A 20,480-nucleotide genomic window follows, 5' to 3' on the forward strand; every position below is an offset into this window, starting at 1 on the left:
TTAAGATGAACTCATTTCAATTCGTTAATCCAACTCATATTGTGTTTGGTGAAGGTACAGCCAAGCAAGTAGGCCAATTAACCTCCAAATACGGCAAAACGGTCCTGCTCGTTTACGGATCAGGCAGCGTCAAAAAAACAGGCTTGTACGATCAAACCGTAAGCCTTCTTCAAGAAGCTGGCATCAAAGTGCACGAGCTTCCTAATATTGAACCAAACCCGCGTTTAACTACCGTCAAAAAAGGGATCGACATTTGCCGCGCTGAAGGCGTTGATTTCATTCTAGCCGTTGGCGGAGGCAGCGTTATTGATGCAGCCAAAGCTATCGCTGCAGGTGTTCCTTATGAAGGCGATGTATGGGATTTCTTCACAGGCAAAGCTGTTATTCAAAAAGCGCTTCCGCTTGGTACGATTTTGACACTGGCTGCAACAGGTTCGGAAATGAACGGTTCTTCGGTCGTTACGAACTGGGAAGAAAACTTAAAGCGTGCTTTTGGCAGCTCGCATACGTATCCGGCGTTCTCGATTCTCGATCCTACGCTTACGTACACGGTTCCTCGCAATCATACCGTTAACGGCGCTGTAGACATCATGTCACATGTGTTCGAGCAATATTTCAGCTTAACGCCAAATACACCGCTGCAGGAGCGCTTCTGCGAATCCATTTTGCAAACGGTAATTGAGAATGTTGAGCTAGCTCTTGAAAACCCTGAGGATGCGGCTGCTCGCGCGAACCTTATGTGGTGTGGTACGATGGCTTTGAATGGCGGTCTTATCAGCGTTGGCATGAGCAATGACTGGGCTTCGCACGGCATTGAGCATGAAGTGAGCGCCATTTACGATATTCCGCACGGCGCAGGCTTGGCTGTTATTTTCCCCAACTGGATGAAGTACGTTTATGAAGAGCGGGTGGATCGTTTCGTTCAATATGCAACTCGTGTATGGAATGTGAATCCTGAAGGCAAATCAGACAACGAAATCGCTCTTGAAGGCATTCAAGCCACTCGTGATTTCTTCACGAAAATTGGCGCTGAGTCACGTCTTGCCGACTTTGAGATCGGAAGCGACAAACTGGATCGCATGGCTGAGGAAGCTGTACGTTATGGCACGATTGGTTCATTCAAGCGTTTGGAAAAACAAGATGTTAAAGCTATTTTGGAATTATCACTTTAACTGGAGGTTACGATAAATGACTCATGCCCTAACAGCACATACCACATTAAGTAACGGAGTAAAAATGCCTTGGCTTGGTCTTGGCGTATGGAAAGTGAAAGATGATGGCGAAGCGGAAAGAACGGTCGCCTCTGCGATTGAAGCTGGTTATAGAAGCATCGATACAGCAGCAGCTTACAATAATGAAGAGGGTGTTGGCGCTGGTATTCGCAACAGCGGGATCGCGCGCGACGAAATTTTTGTAACGACAAAAATTTGGAATGCTCATCAAGGCTACGATTCCACGCTGACTGCCTTTGAAGACAGCAGACGGAAACTTGGCATTGAAGTTGTTGATCTATTGCTCATCCACTGGCCTGTAAAGGATAAGTACTTGGAAACTTGGCGCGCGCTTGAAAAGCTGTATCGTGACGGTTACGTACGTGCTATTGGCGTGAGCAACTTCCAAATTCATCATCTACAGGATGTCATTACAGCAGGTGAATTTGTTCCTATGGTCAATCAAGTGGAATACCACCCGCTTCTTACACAAACGGAGCTTCACGCTTTTGCCAAGAGCCGCAGCATTCAGCTAATGGCTTGGAGCCCGCTTATGCAAGGAAACCTGGATCAAAGCGTGCTCGCTGATATTGCTGCCAAATACGGTAAATCGCCTGCTCAAGTGGTGCTTCGTTGGGATCTGCAAAACGAGATCGTTACGATACCGAAATCGATTACTCCGGCTCGCATTAAAGAAAATGGAAATATTTTCGATTTCACGCTAACGTCTGAGGAAATGGCTCAAATCAGTGCGCTTAACCAAGATCACCGTTTTGGCCCAGATCCAGATAATTTCAACTTCTAAATTAAATCACTTCAAATTAAAAACGGCTCCATCCTTGTTTCAAAGGATGGAGCCGTTTTTTGCTTAAATGGAATTATAAACCCTTAGTAACGTATATCTGTTTGGCCTAACGAGATGCGCTTTCTGCAAGCTTGCCGTGAGCAGCTCCTTATCAACGCCGAGCTCCTCCGTCGTGGTCGGTCCGCCAACCTGCTTTAGCCACGCTCTGATTTGGGCTTCATCCGGAAGTGCGGCAATAGCCTCCCGTACCTTCTCAGGATTAGCTGTAAAAGCTAGACCTTCTTCTTCAGCGGCAAGCTGGTGATATAGCTTGGAAATTTCCGCGCAGGCTACGCCAACCTTCGCACCGTGCAGCAGCTGTCTTTTGCCAAGGCGAATATATTCCATTTCCCAGAAATGCGACAAATGATGCTCTGATCCAGACGCCGAATGTGATTGACCGAATAAGAGCATGGCAAGGCCGGACTCAATAAGCGCTTCAATAAGTATGCGAATGCCTTGCTGGTCACGGGTTGCAATTAACGAGGCATTCTCTACACATTTGTTAAGTGCAATACGCGTAATTTCAGCAACCTCTTCTGAATAGGGCTCACCGCCTTCAGCTGCGCCAAAGCTCCAATCAAATAACGATGTATATTTTCCCAGCATATCGCCAAAGCCAGCAGCTACCATGACTGCTGGCGCCGCTGCGAGGATTTCCAAATCAGCAAATATCGCATCGGGGCCAATGGCCGCGATCGTCTTCTTCTCGCCGCGAATAATAATCGGCGCTCCTTTGGAATTGAAGCCGTCAACAGATGGCGCAGTCGGAACGGATACAAAGGGAATGCCCGCTGTATAAGCGGCATAACGAGAAATATCATGTATCGTTCCTGAGCCTGCTGCAATGACTACCTGTGCTTTGCGCAGTTGAATATCCAATAAGAGCTGCACGATCGATGCTTCATCCGCAATGACATCGCCTTGACGGTCCGCCTTTATGATTGTCACATGAACAGAAATACCTTGCGCGGCAATGGCTTCCTCTAGAAGTTTACCGGCAATGTTGTATGTAATCGCATCCGCAGCGATAACTACCTGACTATACTGCTTTTCCTTTATATAAGGAGCTACCGCTTGAAGGGCACCCGCTTCGACTAGCAAAGGGTTTATTTCAATCTCTCGCAACGTTTCTTCATCAAAACCTGCTGCTAGCTTTTTCACTCTATCAATAAGGTTTGACATGGGCTATGCCTCATTTCGTAGTGTAATATTTTTATTCTGCTCTTGTATGGCATACCTTGTCAACTTTAACAGCACTCTCCTTCTATTAATATTCACGGCTTGCCAGCGCCATTTTGGCAGATTCCTGCGTAAAAACACCTTCAGCCGTAATAATCTTCATCGGAAGCTCCTTGCCCTCCGACAAATCCTTAACAGCCTTCATGAGCTGAGGGCCAAGCAGCGCGTTGCATTCAACTGCAAAGTTAAGCTTTCCGATACTTAAAGCTTTAAGAGCTGACTTTGTTGCATCAACAGAGATGATCGCAATGTCCTTACCCGGCCGCAAGCCAAAATCCTCTATGGCCTCAACAGCTCCTAAAGCCATATCATCGTTATGGGAATAAACGACGTTTATCGCAGAGCCATGACGTTTCAGCGCTGCCGCCATCAGCTCTTTGCCCTTCTTCTTCGTAAAGTCGCCTTGCAATGATTCAAGCAAGGTGAAGTTTTGATCGGTTTGGATAACCTCCTTGAACCCCTGCATTCGCCCAACAGCTGGAGCAGAGTGTGCGGTTCCTTGCAGCTCGACGAATTGATAGCTTTGTCCTTCCTCTGCCTCTTGCATCAACCATCTTGCCGCCCTTCTGCCTTCCTCGCGAAAATCTGAACCGATGTAAGCTGTCCACAGCGTATCATCGCTTACGTTCACTTCACGATCAGACAATATGACTGGAATTCCTGCCTCCTTCGCTTCCTTCAATACCTCTTCCCAGCCGGTCTCCGTCTTCGGTGAGAAGGCGATCACATCCACCTTTTTGTTTATAAACTGCCGAATCAGTTCAATTTGTTTATCCTGCGACTGCTCCGCATTCTCATAAAGCAGCTCCACGCCTGCCTCCTTTGCCGCATTAATCACCGACTTTGTATTCGCGATTCGCCAGCCGCTTTCCGTACCCACCTGCGCAAAACCTAATACAATTGGAGATTGTGCCTCTTGGAGCGTAGGCGCTGGTGAATGCGTAACGCGCGGCTCACCCTTCCCCTCTAGTTGATTCGTTATTTTCTGACTGCGCAAAATAACCTTTTTGGGAATTCCCTTTTCTTTATTCAATATATCGATCGCATAACGGATCGCTTCCTTGCCGCCAGGGGGGCTTGTAAAAGTGCCTGTCAGCTTGTTCTCCGAAACGAGCTGCAGGCTGCCGTTTTCAGAATTGACGCCATCGATACCGATAATATTAATATCATTCCTATCAAGCTTCTGTACTGCTCGGTATGCGCCTAATGCCATAGCTTCATTATGGGCAAAGATTAAGTCAACCTCGGGTTGATCTTTTAACCAATCCGTTAGCAGATCCTCCGCAAGGTCACGCTGCCAATCCGCATTCATCGTCTGCACGATGCTAAGCTTGGAATTATGAATCGCTTCTCGGAACCCATTGCTGCGTTCTTCAACGGTCGGAGAACCGGCCAGCCCTTGCATTTCAATTATTTTACCGCCCAACTCACCCAGCGTTTCCATTGCAAATTCGCCTGCTTTTCTGCCGATCATTTCATCGTCCGTACCTACATATAGCGTATAATCATATCCTGTCACGCCTCTTCCGAGCACGATAACAGGGATATTCTCGTAAACGGAGCTTACTGTTTGTGTGAGAGCTACTGGATCATCAAGCGATATGATGAGCAGATCGATGCCATATCCAACCAGCTTCTTCACATCCTTCGCCTGCTGCTCGCTGCTTTGCGCGGCATCGGTGAAGATGACGCGCATATCCGAGTGCCTGCTGACCTCCTGCTGAATTTCCTCATTCATGGCCACGCGCCAAGGCTCGCTCAAATTGGGCTGGGACACTCCGATCAAATAATTGTATCCGCTGTCATTTTTCGTTACCTTCTCGTTCATTACGCACGCCCGCGTCCATACTACCAAAGCGACAAAAATCAAGCAAAGGATAAGAAAACCTGCTGCCTTTCTTCCAATCATGAACGTATCCCTTTCTTATAGACCATCGGCGAGGTTCCAGTCACCTTCTTAAAGGCGCTGCTGAAATAATGCTGGCTGCTGTACCCTACCTTCTCCGCAATTTCATACACTTTGAACAAGGGATCGCTCATCAATTGAATCGCTTTCCGAATTCGAACCTCCGTCAAATAATCGATAAAAGAAAGCCCAAGCTCCCGCTTCAGCTGCTTGCTTAAATAAGTAGGACTCACCTGTACACCTTCAGCGACATCGCCAAGCGTCAGCGAAGGCATGTAGAAATTACGATCAATAAACTTTTTCGTCAAAATAACGATCGGAGACAAGCTGCCTTTGCTGCTAAGCTCTCTTGACAACGTACGGTACAGCTTCGGAAGCTCTTCGGTACTCTCCACTGCCTGCTGCTCAAAAATAATCGTTTTTTCAAGAAGCGCTTCCATTTTATCTTGAATTTTCTGTCCTAACTTAAGCCATTCGTTATAGCTGTCTAAACAGCCCATGACGATGATTTGACCTTTCTTATCGTTAAGCACGACATGATTGCCAGCTCCATTGCCAGCAAGCAGATCCTCTGTAATGTTTTTCAAAGCAAACTCCAGAAGGTCGCGGTCCCACACGCGCATCGCCTTGCCGGATTCCACGTTTTGAATCACCTTAAAGGCGATCATGCCGACAGCATCTACCCAGCCCAGTCTTAGGAAGGCGGTCTGATTATGAATTTCCTCAGGCGCAATAATGCCTTCCAGCCATTTCAACAAAAACGTATCCCGAATCGCGACGGAATTGGTTTTGAGCTGCTGATCCATCCATTCCAGCTTTTGCTCCTTGTCTCGTTTCTGCTCAAGCTCGCTTATCGCTTTGCGTACAACAGTCTCCAGCTTGCTTTTCATTACAGGCTTGAGCATGTATTCGAATACATGCAGCTTTACCGCCTGCTGCGCGTAACGAAACTCATCATGTCCTGAAATAACGATGACAATGCTGCGTTCCAGCGTTTGCCGCAGCCGCTCAATGAACTCCAGCCCGTCTACAAATGGCATGCAAATATCAACAAACAAAATATCGGGCTTACGCTCTTCCGCAAGCTCAAGCGCTTGCAAGCCGTTCTCGGCTTCGCCTACCAGTTCTATGCCAAGCTCCTCCCAAGGAAGCACCTTGGCTAATCCTCTGCGAATCTTCGGCTCATCATCCGCTATAAGCAGCTTCCACATCCCCATACCCCCAGCCATTTCGAGTTATCCAACCATTAACGGTAGCTTTACCACGATTTTGGAGCCTTGTCCGCGCTCGCTCTCAATGGTAAGACCATAACCAGAGCCATATGACAGCTTGATTCGTTCATTCACATTGTACAATCCATAACCTCGATCTTCGCTGCTTTGCCGGATAGCATGAAACGATTCATTCATCTGAATCAGCCGCTCCGCTTCAAACCCTACGCCGTCATCTTCAACGACAAGAACCAGCTTATTGTCTTCTGCAGAGCCATGTATACGAATCGTGCCTTTAGCCAGTTTTTCTTTGATGCCATGATAAATTGCGTTCTCGACGAGCGGCTGCAAAATGATTTTGAGCACGCTTAGCGTCTGCAGCTCCTGCGGAATGTCGATCTCAAAGGATAATTTATCCTCATATCTGGCCATTTGAATAATCAAATAGCTTTCCACATGCTGAATCTCGTCGCTAAGCGGAATAACCTCCCGACCTTTGCTAAGGCTGATTCGGAAGAGATGAGTTAAGGCAACTACGATATCGACGATATCATCGGCATCCCGGTCCTGTGCCATCCACTGAATCGTATCCAGCGTGTTATAGAGGAAATGAGGTTTAATTTGCGCTTGCAATATTTTCAACTCGGCCTCGCGTTTCTCCCTTTGCTCCAAATATACAAGATGAATTAAATTGTCAATTTCCTGCACCATATGGTTAAAGCTATTGCCCAGCTGTCCGATCTCATCTTTCGTTTTACTAGGAAAGCGCAGATGAAGCTCGCCTTCTTCTACCTTTTTCATTAAACTACGCAGCTTCCCAACGGGACGAACGATCGCATTCGTGAAATACCAGGATGCCATAAAGGCAAGCAGCAACGTGACAAGCGCAATAATAACGGTATAAAATTGAATGTCCGCAACGACTTGAAGCGACTCCTTAAGCGGAAACACGCCGACGATTCGCCAATCAAACTCTGGAAAGGTATTATAGATCATCTGGTATTCAAGCTCATTGACTTGGCGAATGACTTTGCCAGAGCGCCCCTCCATCCAATCGCCCGAAATGCGGTACACAATCGGATTGACCGGCGAATACACGACACCGCCATTCTCATCCATAATAAAAATAAAGCCGCTTTTCCCTAGCGATACCGATTCTACGATCGCCTGAATAATGTCTAATTTCATATCGATCAAAATAACGCCAAGCACTTGGCCGGTCAACGGGTCCTTTACGGCCCGCACGAACGACAGCACCTGATCGGCGCTTAAATTTTGCTCTGCTCTAATATTTCTCCCAATCGGATGGCTGAACAAATGAATATGCTCCGGCTGAAGAGCTGCCTTCTTATACCACTGCTCTTCCGTCATAAAATCTCTCGTAATCGGCTCTAAGCCGCTGCTTGCGAATTGGTTGTTGCGGCTCACAATCATTGCTCCAGCAATTTCTACATGCTTCTCTATATAGACCCTCTGAAGTTTCCTCACCTTAGAATCCAGCAGCTTCAGCTGCCCTGATTCGTTATTCGACCTTCTCATAAATTCGATGACCGACGCGTCCTGCGACAAATAATAAATAATGTTATCCATTTCTTTTATGTATACTTCAATGTGGTTTTTTACCTGATCCATCATTTGCACCGTATGTGCGTTCGTTTCCTCTTCAATAGCATTTTTGTATAAGGTGCTGCCCAGAATGCTGAGCGCAGCGATTGAAAATAAAGTAATGATGACGAAATAAAATAAAAGCTTGAAACGGATACTACGATTCGCAAATAAACCGCTTAGCATAAACATTCAATCCGTCCTCATCAAATAGTGATCATTTCCTTTGAAATGCGAAAAACGAAACTGCATAAGAGATTTTTCTCTTCTGCAGTCTCGTAATTTACCTATCTTCAATTGCCATAACGATTAATATTTGCGATTTGGCAGCGCATCGATTGCTTTTTGGCCGAAATAAACGTCCTCATCCGATTTAATCCATTTTTCGAGCGTAGTGCCAGCTTTGTAATCGAGAATCGCTTGCTTCAGCTGTGGTCCCAGCAATGGATTACATTCTACAGTAACATTCATTTTACCTTCTGCAATCGCTTCAAAAGCTGCTTTAATGCCGTCAACGCCGATAATTTTAATATCTGTACCTGGCTTTAAGCCCGCCTCTTCAATCGCTTGAATCGCGCCTAGCGCCATGTCGTCATTATGTGCGTAGACAACTTGGATGTTTTTATCCTTTTTCAAATAAGCTTCCATGACCTCTTTACCTTTGGCGCGAGTGAAATCGCCTGTTTGGGAATAAACGATTTTGTAGCCGGCTTCGCCAGCAATCGCATCCTCGAATCCTTTTTTACGGTCATTCGCTGCGCTTGCACCTACTGTGCCTTCCAATTGAACGATGTTGACCTGAGCGCCAGCGCCAAACTCATCGATCATCCATTTCGCTGCGTTTTGACCCTCGAGAATAAAGTCGGAACCGATAAACGATACATACAAGTCCTCATTGCCTTTTGTAATGCCGCGGTCTAGCAAAAACACTGGAATATTCGCATCTTTAGCTTCCTTCAATACCGTTTCCCAGCCTGATTCTACGACTGGCGCAAGTCCAATGGCATCTACTTTTTGGGCGATAAACGTACGGATCGCTTTAATTTGGTTTTCTTGCTTTTGTTGTGCGTCAGAGAATTTCAGCTCGAAGTTCGGATCTTCGCTAAATGTCGCTTTAACCGAATCGGTCTCAGCATCACGCCAGCCGCTTTCCGCACCGATTTGCGCGAATCCTACAACCAGCTTCTTGTTCGCTTCCGGTGGTGCTTCCGTTGCCGCATTCTCTGTTGGCTTGTTTGTTGCATTTCCGTTTGCTGGTTTATTGCCCCCATTATTGCTGTTGTTGCCACAACCGGCGATCAAGCCTACCAGCATAATCGCAGCTAGCATCGTGACGATAAACGGTTTCTTTCTGTTCATTCTTATTTCCTCCCTATCGAACTTGTATTGGCTACACTCTCAATATACAAATGTTGCAAATGTTCTGTATTTACAAATTAACGACTTTATTTTCAAATTTCGGTTTATTTTTGGAAGCTGGCAAGGCGTTTTTTTCTTTTCTCATCACAATAATTCGTTGAAAAGCCATGAAAAGAAACAATAAAAATCCAATCGTAATCTTCGTCCACCAAGAGCTGAGCGTCCCTTGAAACATAATGATCGTTTGTATAATACCTGTACAAAGCACGCCGAGCGTTGGCCCGATCAAATAACCAAATCCGCCAGTGAGCAAAATACCGCCAATAACGCACGACGCAATTGCATCCATTTCCATCCCCATCAAATGCAGCGAATAGCCCGACAGCATATAAAGTGTAAACACGATGCCCCCAATTGCAGAGAACAAACCGCTTAAGGTGTATACAAGAATTGTCGTTCGCGCAACAGGCAGCCCCATCAAAACAGCGGACTTTTCACTGCCGCCAATCGCATACACCGCCCTGCCGAAGGAGGAATACCGCCCAATCAGAAGAGCAGCGATCACAACGGCAATAGCAATGACGACACTAATCGTTATAAAATGATCGCCCCACAAATAAATTTTGTATTGGGAGAGCTTCACATAAACCGAATTGCTAATAACGATACTCTCCGTGCTGATGAGAAAGCTGATCCCTCTAGCAAGGAACATTCCCGCCAGCGTGACAATCCAAGGATGCAGCTGAAATCTCTGAATTAAATACCCTTGTCCTGCCCCAAACAGCGTACCAATGACGAGAGCAACGATCGTTACAACAAGCGCGTTTGCCCCATGCTGGAAGAGTGACGCCGACACCATGCTGATCAGCGCAACGACCGAAGCTACGGATAAATCGATGCCGCCTTTAATAATGACGAATGCCATGCCTGTGGCCACAATAATGAGATAGGCGTTGTCTATAAATAGATTCAAAAATACTTGCATGGAGAAAAAGCCCTTGTAAAGCGCAGCACCTGATCCGTACAAAATAAACAAAAGAAGCAGCGTAGCCAAAACAATAATATTGTTATGGCTAATTTTCAGAGAAATCAGCTTCATTATGCCGCCACCTTCTTTTTCACCAATTTGAATGACTGCCGGAATAAGTCGGATTGAATCAAGCAGACGATAATAACAACAACCGCTTTAACGAGCAAAATGCTGGAAGGCTCAACACCCAAAGAATAAATCGTCGTTGTCAAACTTTGGATGAACAAGGCTCCGAAGATCGTTCCGCCAAGGTAGAAGCGTCCGCCACGCATCGAGGTTCCGCCAATTACGACAGCTAAAATAGCATCCAGCTCTATCCACAGTCCGGCATTGTTCGCATCTGCACTTGCTACGTTTGCACTAATAATAATGCCGGCAATACCGGCGCAAATGCCCGTAATCGTATAAGCGGTCATGAAGATTACGTTAGGACGTATACCCGCATAGCTGCTCGCTGTCTTATTGCCGCCGGCAGCCTCTAGAAAAAGTCCGAATGCGGTACGCGTTTTGAATAGATATACGAGTAAAAATACAGCCATCGCAATGAACAGTGGAAATGGCAGCCCTAGCAAATGCCCTTTTCCAATAAACTGATACGCCTTATCGTTAGTCGTAAGCACTTGCCCGCTCGTAATTAGTTGAGCGATTCCTCGGCCAATCGTAAGCAAAATTAAGGTAGCCACCATCGGCTGAATGCCAATCATCGCAACCAGCATCCCATTCCATAAGCCGCATAATAACCCTGCAAATACCCCTGCCAGAATGACAAGCCAAAGTGGATAACCATCGAGCATAAATACCGCGATAGCCCCCGAAATAGCGAGAACTGATCCTACGGATATATCAATTCCCTCTTTAGCAATGACTAAAGTCATGCCAATAGCAATAATGATGAGCGGCGATCCATTTTTCAAAATATCAATTAAATTGCCGAATAAATGACCATCCTTCCATTCCATTCGAAAAAAATCTGGGATGACGATCAAATTGAAAAGAAACAATACAGCGAGTGCCAGAATCGGCCAAATGATTTTCTGCTTGCTTAAATTACGCGCCAATCCCGTCAGACCCGCCATACATTTCCGCTCCCTTCGCAATCATTTCCATAATAATGTTCTCGCGCATGTTTGCGCCGGCGACCTCGCCGATCTTAATCCGATCGCGTAAAACGATAATCCGATTGCAGCATTGAACGATTTCCTCTAGCTCCGCCGATATGATGAGGATCGATATGCCTGTTGCCGCCAAATCAAGAATGAGCTTGCGGATTTCCATCTTGGAACCAACATCGATTCCGCGTGTCGGCTCATCCAGAATAAGCAGCTTCGGCTGCGTAGCAAGCCACCTCGCCAAAATAACCTTTTGCTGATTACCGCCGCTTAGATTTTCAATCTTCTGCTCCGCGCTTGGCGTTTTGATCTTTAGCAAATCAATGTAATAATTGGCGATTTCCTTCTGCTTGCGCAGCGGTATGAATGAGAAGAGGCCTTTACGGGCTTGCAGCGCCAAGACAATATTTTCACGAATGGTAAGCTCTCCTATGATGCCTGCTACTTTGCGATCCTCTGGCGTGAATCCAAGCCCTTTCTGAATAGCTTTCTGCGGATACATCGAAGAAATAAGCTCGCCGTCAATGGTCAAGCTGCCTTCATCCGCTTTGTCGATGCCAAAGATGAGCTTAGCGATTTCTGTTCGGCCTGAGCCAAGAAGTCCTGCAAGACCAAGCACCTCCCCTTTCCCGATCTGAAGATCGATAGGATTAATGCTGCCTCGTTTGCCAAGCGAGCTGGCCTCCAAAAAGTTTTCGCCAGCCGTTCGCTCTACTGCTTTTTTCCCTGTTGCTTCTTCTACGCTCCATTCCCTGCCGATCATATGGGACACAAGCTCTGTTTTGGTTAAATCCTTCGTTAAATATTCGCCGACGAGCATCCCATTGCGCAGCACCGTAATCCGGTCGGTTACTTCATATACCTGGTCTAGGAAATGAGTTACAAATACGATGCCCATGCCTTCTTGCTTTAGAATGCGCATAACTTTGAACAGCTGTTTAACCTCATTCGCATCAAGGCTTGACGTAGGCTCATCCAATATAAGAATACCGTTCGAAATATCAACAGCTCTCGCAATAGCTACCATTTGCTGAATAGCGACCGAATAATGCGACAATGTTTGCTTAACATCAATCGCAAGGTCTAGACGCTCCAGCAGCCGCTCGCTGCCTTGGTACATTTTGTCCCAGTCTATTAATCCGCGTTTTCTTGGATGACGACCAATATAAATGTTCTCAGCCACGCTAAGATTTGGGCATAAATTGACCTCTTGATATACCGTACTTATGCCAAGCCGCTGTGCTTCCAGCGGAGATTTTGGAGCTATCGTCCTGCCAGCAAGCAGCACCTCTCCAACATCCCATTTGTGCACGCCGGTCGCTACTTTAATCAACGTCGATTTTCCTGCGCCGTTCTCTCCCATGAGCGCATGGATCTCGCCTTTCCTGAGACCAAAATCAACATTTGAAAGCGCCTTGACGCCAGGAAACGATTTGCTAATTCCTTTCATATGCAGCACATAATCGGTGCCCATGGTCCTTCACCTCTTTCCGTTTTCACCTCCAATTGTAGAAAAAACGACCATCGTTCGTATTTAGAAATATAGGTCTTTTTTTAATGAATTCGGACATTTATGCAAAACAAAAGAGCGACCCCGCAGCTGTGTCAGCTCGGAGTCACTCTCTTGTTCACCTATGATTTATTTGCCTGCCGCTGCTTCCATAAAGCCAGCAATTTGTACCTTTTGACCAGTTTTTGCACTCTCAAGTGAAGCTAGAACCATCGCCATACTATAAATATTGTCGCTGCAATCCGTTTCCGGCTTGCTGCCTGCCTCAAGCGAAGCGAACATATTGTCCAAACAGCCTTTATGATGCGTATTTTCCATCTCTGGAAGCTGGGATTCTACTCGTTTATAGTCACGTATGAATTTCCCGCTCTGATCGCCGCTAACTACGATCTCCGCATACGGGTTGTTATCTCCTTCCCAAATCGCTGTACCATGCTCGCCAGTTACTCTCCAAGAAGCCTCCCATGTTGTGGATGCCCCCTCCGCGCACCAAGATCCGCGATAATTAAATACGGAGCCGTCGGACATCTCAAAGATACAGATCGCATTTGCATTTCCAGCATACCAAGAGCCAGGAGGGTTAAACTCATGACAGTAGACAGATACAGGATCGGCACCAATAATAAATCTCGCCTGATCGAAGGTATGAATCGCCATATCCAGCAGCAATGGGCTGTCCATCGCGTCGCGGAACCCGCCAAAATGAGCGCCTAGAAAAAAGTCTGCGCCGACAAAACCTGGTTTGCCGATCGTGCCCTCCTCAAGCAATTGCCGAAAAGCACGAATGCGCGGGTCAAACCTGCGATTTTGCATTACGGCATGTGTTCTTTCCGACTCGGCAGCAATACGTACGATTGCATTGCAATCAGCCATCGATTCTGCAAGCGGCTTTTCTCCGAAGACATGACAGCCCATCTCTAGAGCCGTCGTGCTGATTGTATAATGGCTTGCTGGAATAGTCACATCGAATACGATCGTAGCATCCGTCTCCGCGATCGCTTTTTTAATGTCGGTAAAGGTTGGACAATGAAGTCCCTTGCGTTCAGCCATCGCTTGCGCAAACTCTTCCTTAATATCAACAAGCCCAACAATTTCAGTGTCTTCCCGTTCTTTGGCGTAGTCTACCCAAGTGTTCGCCATGCCTCCGCAGCCGGCTACGACTACACGATGCTTAATCGACATTGTATTCTCTCCTTTTTTTGAACTCTATTATTTTCTATACCGGATTAGGGACAAAATCGCCGCCGCGGCAGTTTTTCAAATAATTAAGCGCATGTACTTGTCCTGTCATTTCCAACTCGTCCTTGTAAACAGGATCATGCCAGCCCTCAATATCAATTGTGCCTTTATAATCGTTCTGTCTCAAAATCGTAATAATATCTTTCCAGTTGGTATCGCCAAAACCAGGTGTACGGTGCCATACATACTGCTGCTTGCTGTGTACCCCGTGCTCCTTCACGATATCCCAAGCGATCGTTGCATCTTTGCCATGCACATGGAACACCTTATTCGCCCATTTGCGCAGCTGCGGAATCGGATCGATTAAGCTGACCATTTGGTGGCAAGGCTCCCATTCCAATCCGATGTTGTCCAGCGGCACCGCGTTAAACATAAGTTCCCAGGCTGCCGGGTTATGGGCAATATTCCAATCGCCTGTCCCCCAGGTTCCGCCCATATCGCAGTTTTCAAAAGCAATCCGTACACCTTTATCCGCTGCTCTGCGTGTGAGCTCCCCGAATACTTCCTTGAATTTCGGAATAGACTCGTCAATCGGTTGATTCGTCAAGCGGCCTGTGAACCCAGATACAATATCAGCTCCAAACAGATGCGCATGATCAATCAGACGCTCCCAGCTCGCAAGCGTATCTGCGTTGTTTCCTTCTCCCGTTAGCGGGTTTCCGAAAACGCTTACAGCTGGAACAACAAAGTCATGTTCATCTGCGAGCGCTCTTACCCGTTTAGCCATCTCCACAAGATCTGTTTCACCAGTCGTTTGCCAGAAAGTTAAGTTAAACGATTCAAATCCGTGCTTTACGATTTGTGGAATGATCTGATCCGCATTCCCGCCGCCGACAAGCGTTCCAATTCTCAATTTGTTATTCATCCTTGTATATCACTCCAATATTGGCTTATAGTATTCTCAACAACTTCATTATAACTAGGAGTTTTGCATATTTCTCTATACAATCTTGCGCAATACTAGTCGAATCTTGTGTTGGAGGTGCTGTAGATGAGCTATCCGAAAGAGCTATGGGAAAATACGCGTCTAGAGCAAAAAGCGTATCCATTTCAGCTCTTCCAAAACCGTGCCTATAATGTAACGCCAAATGAATGTTTCCTCTATTTACACTGGCATGAGCATTTCGAGATTATCATTATGAGAGAAGGCAAAGCTCTCTTCCATATCGACAGCCGTCCATTTGTCGTCAAGCCAGGAGAAGTGCTGCTCATCCCAGGCGGCGGTCTTCATGTCGGCTATGCACTGGGTTACGACAATATTTATTATGATTGTATCGTCTTCAACGCATCCCTCTTCAATGATTGGGTGCATGATCCGCTGCATGCGCAGTTTGTTGCGCCTTACTTGGAGGGTAGGCTTCGTTATCCCGTTAAGCCGGCCGAGCAGGATGAGTCCTGCCTTCAGCATTACTCGCTGCTGGAAGAAGCAATTACTGAGCTGATAGCCAAGCCGCCAGCCTATCAGCTAATCGTCAAATCAAAGCTGTATGCTCTATTTACGCTTCTTTCCCGCACTTTCATCGAGCGTCAGCTGGTAGGCATGCCGGCGGAACCATACTTTGTCAATCGCGACCGCTTCAAGCTGCTCATTCAGCGTATCGAATCTGATTTTCTCGAAAAAATGTCGATTGAACAGGCCGCCAAGCAAGTCAGCCTCAATCCCTACCATTTTTGCAAGCTGTTCAAAAAGCTGACAGGACGCACCTTTGTCGAATATGTAAATGTCAATCGCATGAACGAAGCCGAGCGGCTGCTGCGCGAAAGCAATGACACGATTACTGAAATTGCAGCAAAGGTAGGCTGCGAGAATCCGAACTATTTTACGAAGCTATACAAGCAATACAAAGGGATTACCCCCTCGCAGGCACGTAAGCTGCAATAGCGGCAGATGAGCGTACAGCAACCTTTTGGCCTTTCCCTGCGTCTTACTTACAACGATGATTAAAGGAGATTATTGGATGTTTATGCTTAAAACGAAATACTTCTCCGTCATATCCATGGTTATACTCATAACGGTCATTACAGCTGCCTGCAGCAGCGCCGGCAAACCATTGAATAATGACGAGAGCAGTTCTTCAATATCAGGTGGAAATACCGCAACGGACAAGCCTACTGAGGCACCACTCCCTACTGCGACTGAGGATATAACTACTGAAGCGCCGACAGCCGCCACATCTCCATCGGATGCTGTAGAGACGGCCACACCTGCTCCAACTAAACAACCAGCAAAGACTGATGAACCTGCTGCGACTGCGAAACCAACGAAGAAACCTGCAGCCTCAGCTAAACCTTTGCCAACCATAAAGCCGACCAAGAAACCAGCCTCTCCAGTACCGACTGAGAAGCCAAACACCGAGACACCAACCGAGAAGCCAATCATTAAACCAACGGTTACACCGAAGCCATCCACCCTGCCGATTGCTACGCCGTCTCCTACACCGAAGCCGACGACGAAACCAGATCCAGGCAATCCATCTGGTGCGGTCACCGTTGCTGATATCGCAGCCAAAATAAAAGCCGATGCAGGGCTTGGGTCGCTTTCGGAAGTTGAAGGCGAACGAATAAAAGACAGCTATAGCATAGACCCGGAAACGATGCTGATTGACGGCATTTTCTATCAACCGATGATAATGATTCAAGCTGGAGAGTTTTCCGTTGTTCAGCTCAAGTCAGAGAAAGACTTTTCCGACATTGAAGCTCTGTTCAAGAAACGTGCCGAGGCTGTGCAAAAAGTATTCGAAACCTATGTACAAGATCAATACGAACAGGCTTTAAACTATCAAATCCTGCACAATGGAGATTTTGTTCTCTTCTCGATCACGCCTGACCAGAAAAAAACAGCTGAACTTTTCAATGCGTTTTTCAAGAAAAAATAATGATGGAGAATTAAGTCTATCTAAGATAAATATAAACCTTGCGGGACTCAACTTCGTCCATTTGACGATTGGGTATTATAGAGCTAAAATCTATACCTATTTTCAAGACATTAGCCCTTTTTGTCAAAAATAGGTATAGAAAATAGGCTTAATTTGCCTCATAACCCGCCGAATGGTCCCCAATAGGTCATTCAGCCAAAAATAAGACTAAAATATAGGTCTATTTCAATAAAACTAGCTCATTTCGTAAAAATAAGTATAGAATATAGTCTTAATAGAAAAATGGCGGTGCAGGAACAACTCCTGCACCGCCATTTTGTTGTAAAGCGTGCGATGTCGCTTTGCTTATCTCCGAATAACCGGCTTTCGATCTCCAAGCAGCGGGAATTCACCGATTCGTAGCTTCGCGCTGCCATACGGGACCAGCTCCAGCTCAGTCACCGGCTGACCCTCTGTATCTGGATTGAGAGGCGGAGTACCCGCATTGTTGCCTTCCATCCGCCATTCTGCAACAAGCTTGCCGCTTGCTTTCAAGCGGATCGGCGCAGCAGCCGCATCAAACGGCTGATAGGGAATCGCATCTTCGCTCACCATTACCTCAAAGCTCGTGTCCGCGAGCAGGCCATATTTCCATGGAGAACCCGGATATATTTCCCAGTCATGAAACCGTTCACGCGTCTTGAGCAGCTGCCAGTTTTCCACCAGCGGCAGAGCGTAGACTAAAGGTCCACGTTCTACGCTTACTGCGTACAAATTACGAGAAACGGTACGAACCTCCATAGGCAGCTTCAGCAGCAGCTTATCACCGTCTTGCCATTCCCGTTCAATTCGCGCATAACCTTTTACTGGGTTTAAAATAATAGTTTCACCATTCACAAGCAGGCTCGGACTGATCGACCATTCCGGGACACGCAGCGAAATAGCAAAAGTAGCGGAACGTTCAAGCACTAGCTCGATCGTCACTTCATCACGGAACGGATATTGTCCGCTTACTCGCACCTCAGCTGCAATGCCGTCTGCAACTGACGTTTGGACATGGCATGGAGCATACGATACAGCTGCCAAACCTCCGGCTGCATCCGTCATCCACAGATGAGAAGCAAACTTTGGCCATCCCTGATGCATATTTGATGTACAGCAGCCAAAATTAGGCTCTAAGCCAAATAGATTGGCATCTGGCCCGTTGCTCCAATTTCTAGGCGCTACATTGCAAACAATTTGATTCACCTGCTGATCATATTGATGCGCGCTCCAATCCTTGGAAATCGTAGCTGGCAGCGCGTTGAACGCCACCTTCTCCAAAATATCACCGAATCGCCCTTCGCCAAAAATCCGAGTAAGCTGCTCCATCGAATACATATATTCCACGACTGCGCAGAGCTCAACCCCTTGGCTCGGATGTGTACCCGACAGCCATTCGTCGCCGGAGAACATGCCATGCGCCTGCCCATGATGAGTCATCAAGCTGTCTATGCCGCGATGAACCGCATCACGCTGAACATTCTCACCATACAGCTCATATAAGATGCCTGGCATCTTAATACCCATCGCTACATTGACAACATGTGTCCGAAAATCCCATTGCTCTACTTTTCTCCAGAACGGGAAGTCATGGAAAATATCCGTCCAATCCAGTGTTTGACTGGCAACGATATCAGCCAGCTTGAGCAGCTCGGCATCTTCCGTCTTCTTATATAGCCATAAAATACATAACAGCATTTCGGAACCGCGCGACTTCGCCCAACCGCGCAAAGGCTGCTCCTCAATAATCGAGCTTACATAACCGAAAAATTTGCTAAGAAATGGAACGATTCGTTCATCGCTCGTTGCCTCCTCATATTGCATCATCACCTTAAGCATAATCATGAAATGCCACCAGTCCTGCTTCTTATCCAGGTCATTATTAACCGTCGTAATATGTGCAGGCCCAAAAAAGCCATTCTCCTGCTGGCTGGCGAGCGACCATTCTATCCAACGGTTCGCTTTCGCGATCAGCTTCTCATCGCCCAATATATACGCAAGCGGCAGCAGCCCGTCCAAATAATAGGGACCGCGTTCCCAGCTCTCCCCTTCCCCTCCGATCCAACCATTGTTCGGGCCTACATCCGCCCAATGCTCCTCCAGATGACCCGTAAGTCCATCCGCTTGTATTCGAAGCTGATTATACAGCCAGCCTTCTGCCTTAATGCTGCCAAGCGGCAGCGCCCCGAATGCTTCATGTAATTGTCCCATGCTTCTGTACCACTCCTTCATGCCATGATGAATGCATACCGAATATACCATGCGGGACTTGCCCGATTGGATAGCTGATCTCAACCACTTTTTATCCAATCACAACATCTTTGTTTTATCGTATCTTTACTCAAACTGCAATCATCGCATATGATTATCCCGTAATGACTAAGCAAGGAGTGAAGCCTGAATGTTACAATTCATTTGTCCCCCCATGCCTCATTTCATTCATGGCGGCGAGGACACTTATCCTTTACTTGGCAGACATGCTGATCGTTCAAACATTGGCGTATTCGATCTCATATACGTAACACGCGGTAGTTTATTTATGGAGGAAGAAGGGCAGGCGTTCAATATTTCGGCAGGCCATTATGCTATTTTTCGGCCTGACCGTTCTCATCGAACGACTATGCCCTGCAGCGAGGAAACCCATTTTTATTGGCTGCACTTTCAAACGGTCGGTGATTGGAGTGAATCACATGAACGGCTGCCTTTCTCCATTTCACAGGAGGGGCAGCCCTTTGCTCCGATCGAGTATTTCCCTTTCCAGCTTCCAAAGCAGAAGCGTCTGCTTGTCCCTCATGCCATTGAAGAGAAAATACGCGAGCTGCTGCAGCTGCAGGAGCAGCCCTCTGCCCAATCGCGGTGGACCCAGCAGCAAATTTTTCACCACCTCCTCCAGCTGCTTCAGGATCAAAATCAATCGGCGGTGGATAGTCCTTATTTGCAAATTGCCGAAGCAACCGCTCTGTTCCTGCGGCGCAGCTATCAAGACCCGCTCAGCTATAAGAAAATGGCAGAGGAGCTGCATTTCCACCCCAATTATATTGCGATTTGTATGAAAAAAACATTTGGGTGTACTCCCCTTGAGTACGTCACGCGCCACCGTATTGAGCAAGCGAAGCGGCTGCTTATCCACACGAATGAACCTATTGGCAAAATAGCCGAAGAAACAGGCTTCGGCTCCTTTCCTTATTTTGTTCGCTGCTTCACGAAACACACAAGCACGAAACCAAAAGCCTTTCGAATGCTGTATCGCTCTAAATAATCAATAAAAAACCCTTGCAACTTCCATATTTTTCTTTATACTTAATTAAAATTTACAT

General features: G+C 46.8%; 16 protein-coding genes. 5 read left to right on the forward strand and 11 right to left on the reverse strand.

The annotated features are described in order from the left end of the window. Window positions 1–5 precede the first annotated feature (5 nt). Both AC0VYE_RS22275 and AC0VYE_RS22280 read left to right on the forward strand, forming a co-directional pair. The gene (locus tag AC0VYE_RS22275) at window positions 6–1,172 is read left to right on the forward strand and encodes an iron-containing alcohol dehydrogenase (RefSeq protein ID WP_076266747.1); all 1,167 of its coding nucleotides are present in this window, start codon (window positions 6–8) and stop codon (window positions 1,170–1,172) included. A gap of 16 nt (window positions 1,173–1,188) precedes the next feature. Beyond that, window positions 1,189–2,016 carry an aldo/keto reductase gene (locus AC0VYE_RS22280; protein ID WP_076266746.1) on the forward strand — a complete coding sequence of 276 codons (828 nt, stop codon included), beginning with the start codon at window positions 1,189–1,191 and terminating at the stop codon, window positions 2,014–2,016. Between the two features lie 63 nt (window positions 2,017–2,079). Here AC0VYE_RS22280 and AC0VYE_RS22285 read toward each other — a convergent pair whose 3' ends face one another. From AC0VYE_RS22285 to AC0VYE_RS22330, 10 genes are all read right to left on the reverse strand, one after another. Then, window positions 2,080–3,240, reverse strand: coding sequence for a sn-glycerol-1-phosphate dehydrogenase (locus tag AC0VYE_RS22285; protein WP_475442903.1), 1,161 nt, complete (start codon window positions 3,238–3,240; stop codon window positions 2,080–2,082). 85 nt (window positions 3,241–3,325) lie between these two features. Further along, window positions 3,326–5,206 carry a substrate-binding domain-containing protein gene (locus AC0VYE_RS22290; RefSeq protein WP_475442904.1) on the reverse strand — a complete coding sequence of 627 codons (1,881 nt, stop codon included), beginning with the start codon at window positions 5,204–5,206 and terminating at the stop codon, window positions 3,326–3,328. After that, a complete protein-coding gene (locus AC0VYE_RS22295; RefSeq protein ID WP_076266743.1) occupies window positions 5,203–6,414 on the reverse strand; it encodes a response regulator in 1,212 nt (403 codons plus the stop codon). The genes AC0VYE_RS22290 and AC0VYE_RS22295 overlap by 4 nt, the downstream gene beginning before the upstream one ends. Window positions 6,415–6,438: 24 nt before the next feature. Further along, entirely contained in the window at window positions 6,439–8,211 is a 1,773-nt protein-coding gene (locus AC0VYE_RS22300) for a cache domain-containing sensor histidine kinase (protein WP_475442905.1), read from the reverse strand. A 117-nt stretch (window positions 8,212–8,328) separates the two neighbouring features. After that, a complete protein-coding gene (locus AC0VYE_RS22305; RefSeq protein WP_475442906.1) occupies window positions 8,329–9,378 on the reverse strand; it encodes an ABC transporter substrate-binding protein in 1,050 nt (349 codons plus the stop codon). A 70-nt stretch (window positions 9,379–9,448) separates the two neighbouring features. Then, complete coding sequence (gene yjfF / locus AC0VYE_RS22310) at window positions 9,449–10,477, reverse strand: galactofuranose ABC transporter, permease protein YjfF (RefSeq protein WP_076266740.1); 1,029 nt, start codon at window positions 10,475–10,477, stop codon at window positions 9,449–9,451. Next, the gene (locus AC0VYE_RS22315) at window positions 10,477–11,484 is read right to left on the reverse strand and encodes an ABC transporter permease (protein ID WP_475442907.1); all 1,008 of its coding nucleotides are present in this window, start codon (window positions 11,482–11,484) and stop codon (window positions 10,477–10,479) included. Before AC0VYE_RS22315 ends, yjfF begins: the two co-directional genes overlap by 1 nt. After that, window positions 11,456–12,991 carry a sugar ABC transporter ATP-binding protein gene (locus AC0VYE_RS22320; protein WP_475442908.1) on the reverse strand — a complete coding sequence of 512 codons (1,536 nt, stop codon included), beginning with the start codon at window positions 12,989–12,991 and terminating at the stop codon, window positions 11,456–11,458. The genes AC0VYE_RS22315 and AC0VYE_RS22320 overlap by 29 nt, the downstream gene beginning before the upstream one ends. 165 nt (window positions 12,992–13,156) lie before the next feature. Then, a complete protein-coding gene (locus AC0VYE_RS22325) occupies window positions 13,157–14,209 on the reverse strand; it encodes a Gfo/Idh/MocA family protein (protein ID WP_475442909.1) in 1,053 nt (350 codons plus the stop codon). A 34-nt stretch (window positions 14,210–14,243) separates the two neighbouring features. Then, window positions 14,244–15,131: a sugar phosphate isomerase/epimerase family protein gene (locus AC0VYE_RS22330; protein WP_076266736.1), complete on the reverse strand. Its 888-nt coding sequence runs from the start codon at window positions 15,129–15,131 to the stop codon at window positions 14,244–14,246. A gap of 126 nt (window positions 15,132–15,257) precedes the next feature. Here AC0VYE_RS22330 and AC0VYE_RS22335 point away from each other — a divergent pair, with 126 nt between their 5' ends. Then, window positions 15,258–16,148, forward strand: a complete 891-nt coding sequence (locus tag AC0VYE_RS22335) for a helix-turn-helix transcriptional regulator (protein WP_475442910.1) — start codon at window positions 15,258–15,260, stop codon at window positions 16,146–16,148. Between the two features lie 76 nt (window positions 16,149–16,224). Next, window positions 16,225–17,142, forward strand: a complete 918-nt coding sequence (locus AC0VYE_RS22340) for a DUF4358 domain-containing protein (protein WP_475442911.1) — start codon at window positions 16,225–16,227, stop codon at window positions 17,140–17,142. Between the two features lie 345 nt (window positions 17,143–17,487). Here the strand turns inward: AC0VYE_RS22340 and AC0VYE_RS22345 are convergent, their stop codons facing one another. Then, window positions 17,488–19,374: a beta-L-arabinofuranosidase domain-containing protein gene (locus AC0VYE_RS22345; RefSeq protein WP_475442912.1), complete on the reverse strand. Its 1,887-nt coding sequence runs from the start codon at window positions 19,372–19,374 to the stop codon at window positions 17,488–17,490. Between the two features lie 190 nt (window positions 19,375–19,564). Between AC0VYE_RS22345 and AC0VYE_RS22350 the strand changes: the two genes are divergently transcribed. Then, window positions 19,565–20,422 carry a helix-turn-helix transcriptional regulator gene (locus AC0VYE_RS22350; protein ID WP_475442913.1) on the forward strand — a complete coding sequence of 286 codons (858 nt, stop codon included), beginning with the start codon at window positions 19,565–19,567 and terminating at the stop codon, window positions 20,420–20,422. Window positions 20,423–20,480 lie beyond the last annotated feature (58 nt).

This window comes from Pristimantibacillus sp. Z349TD_6 (assembly GCF_056173205.1).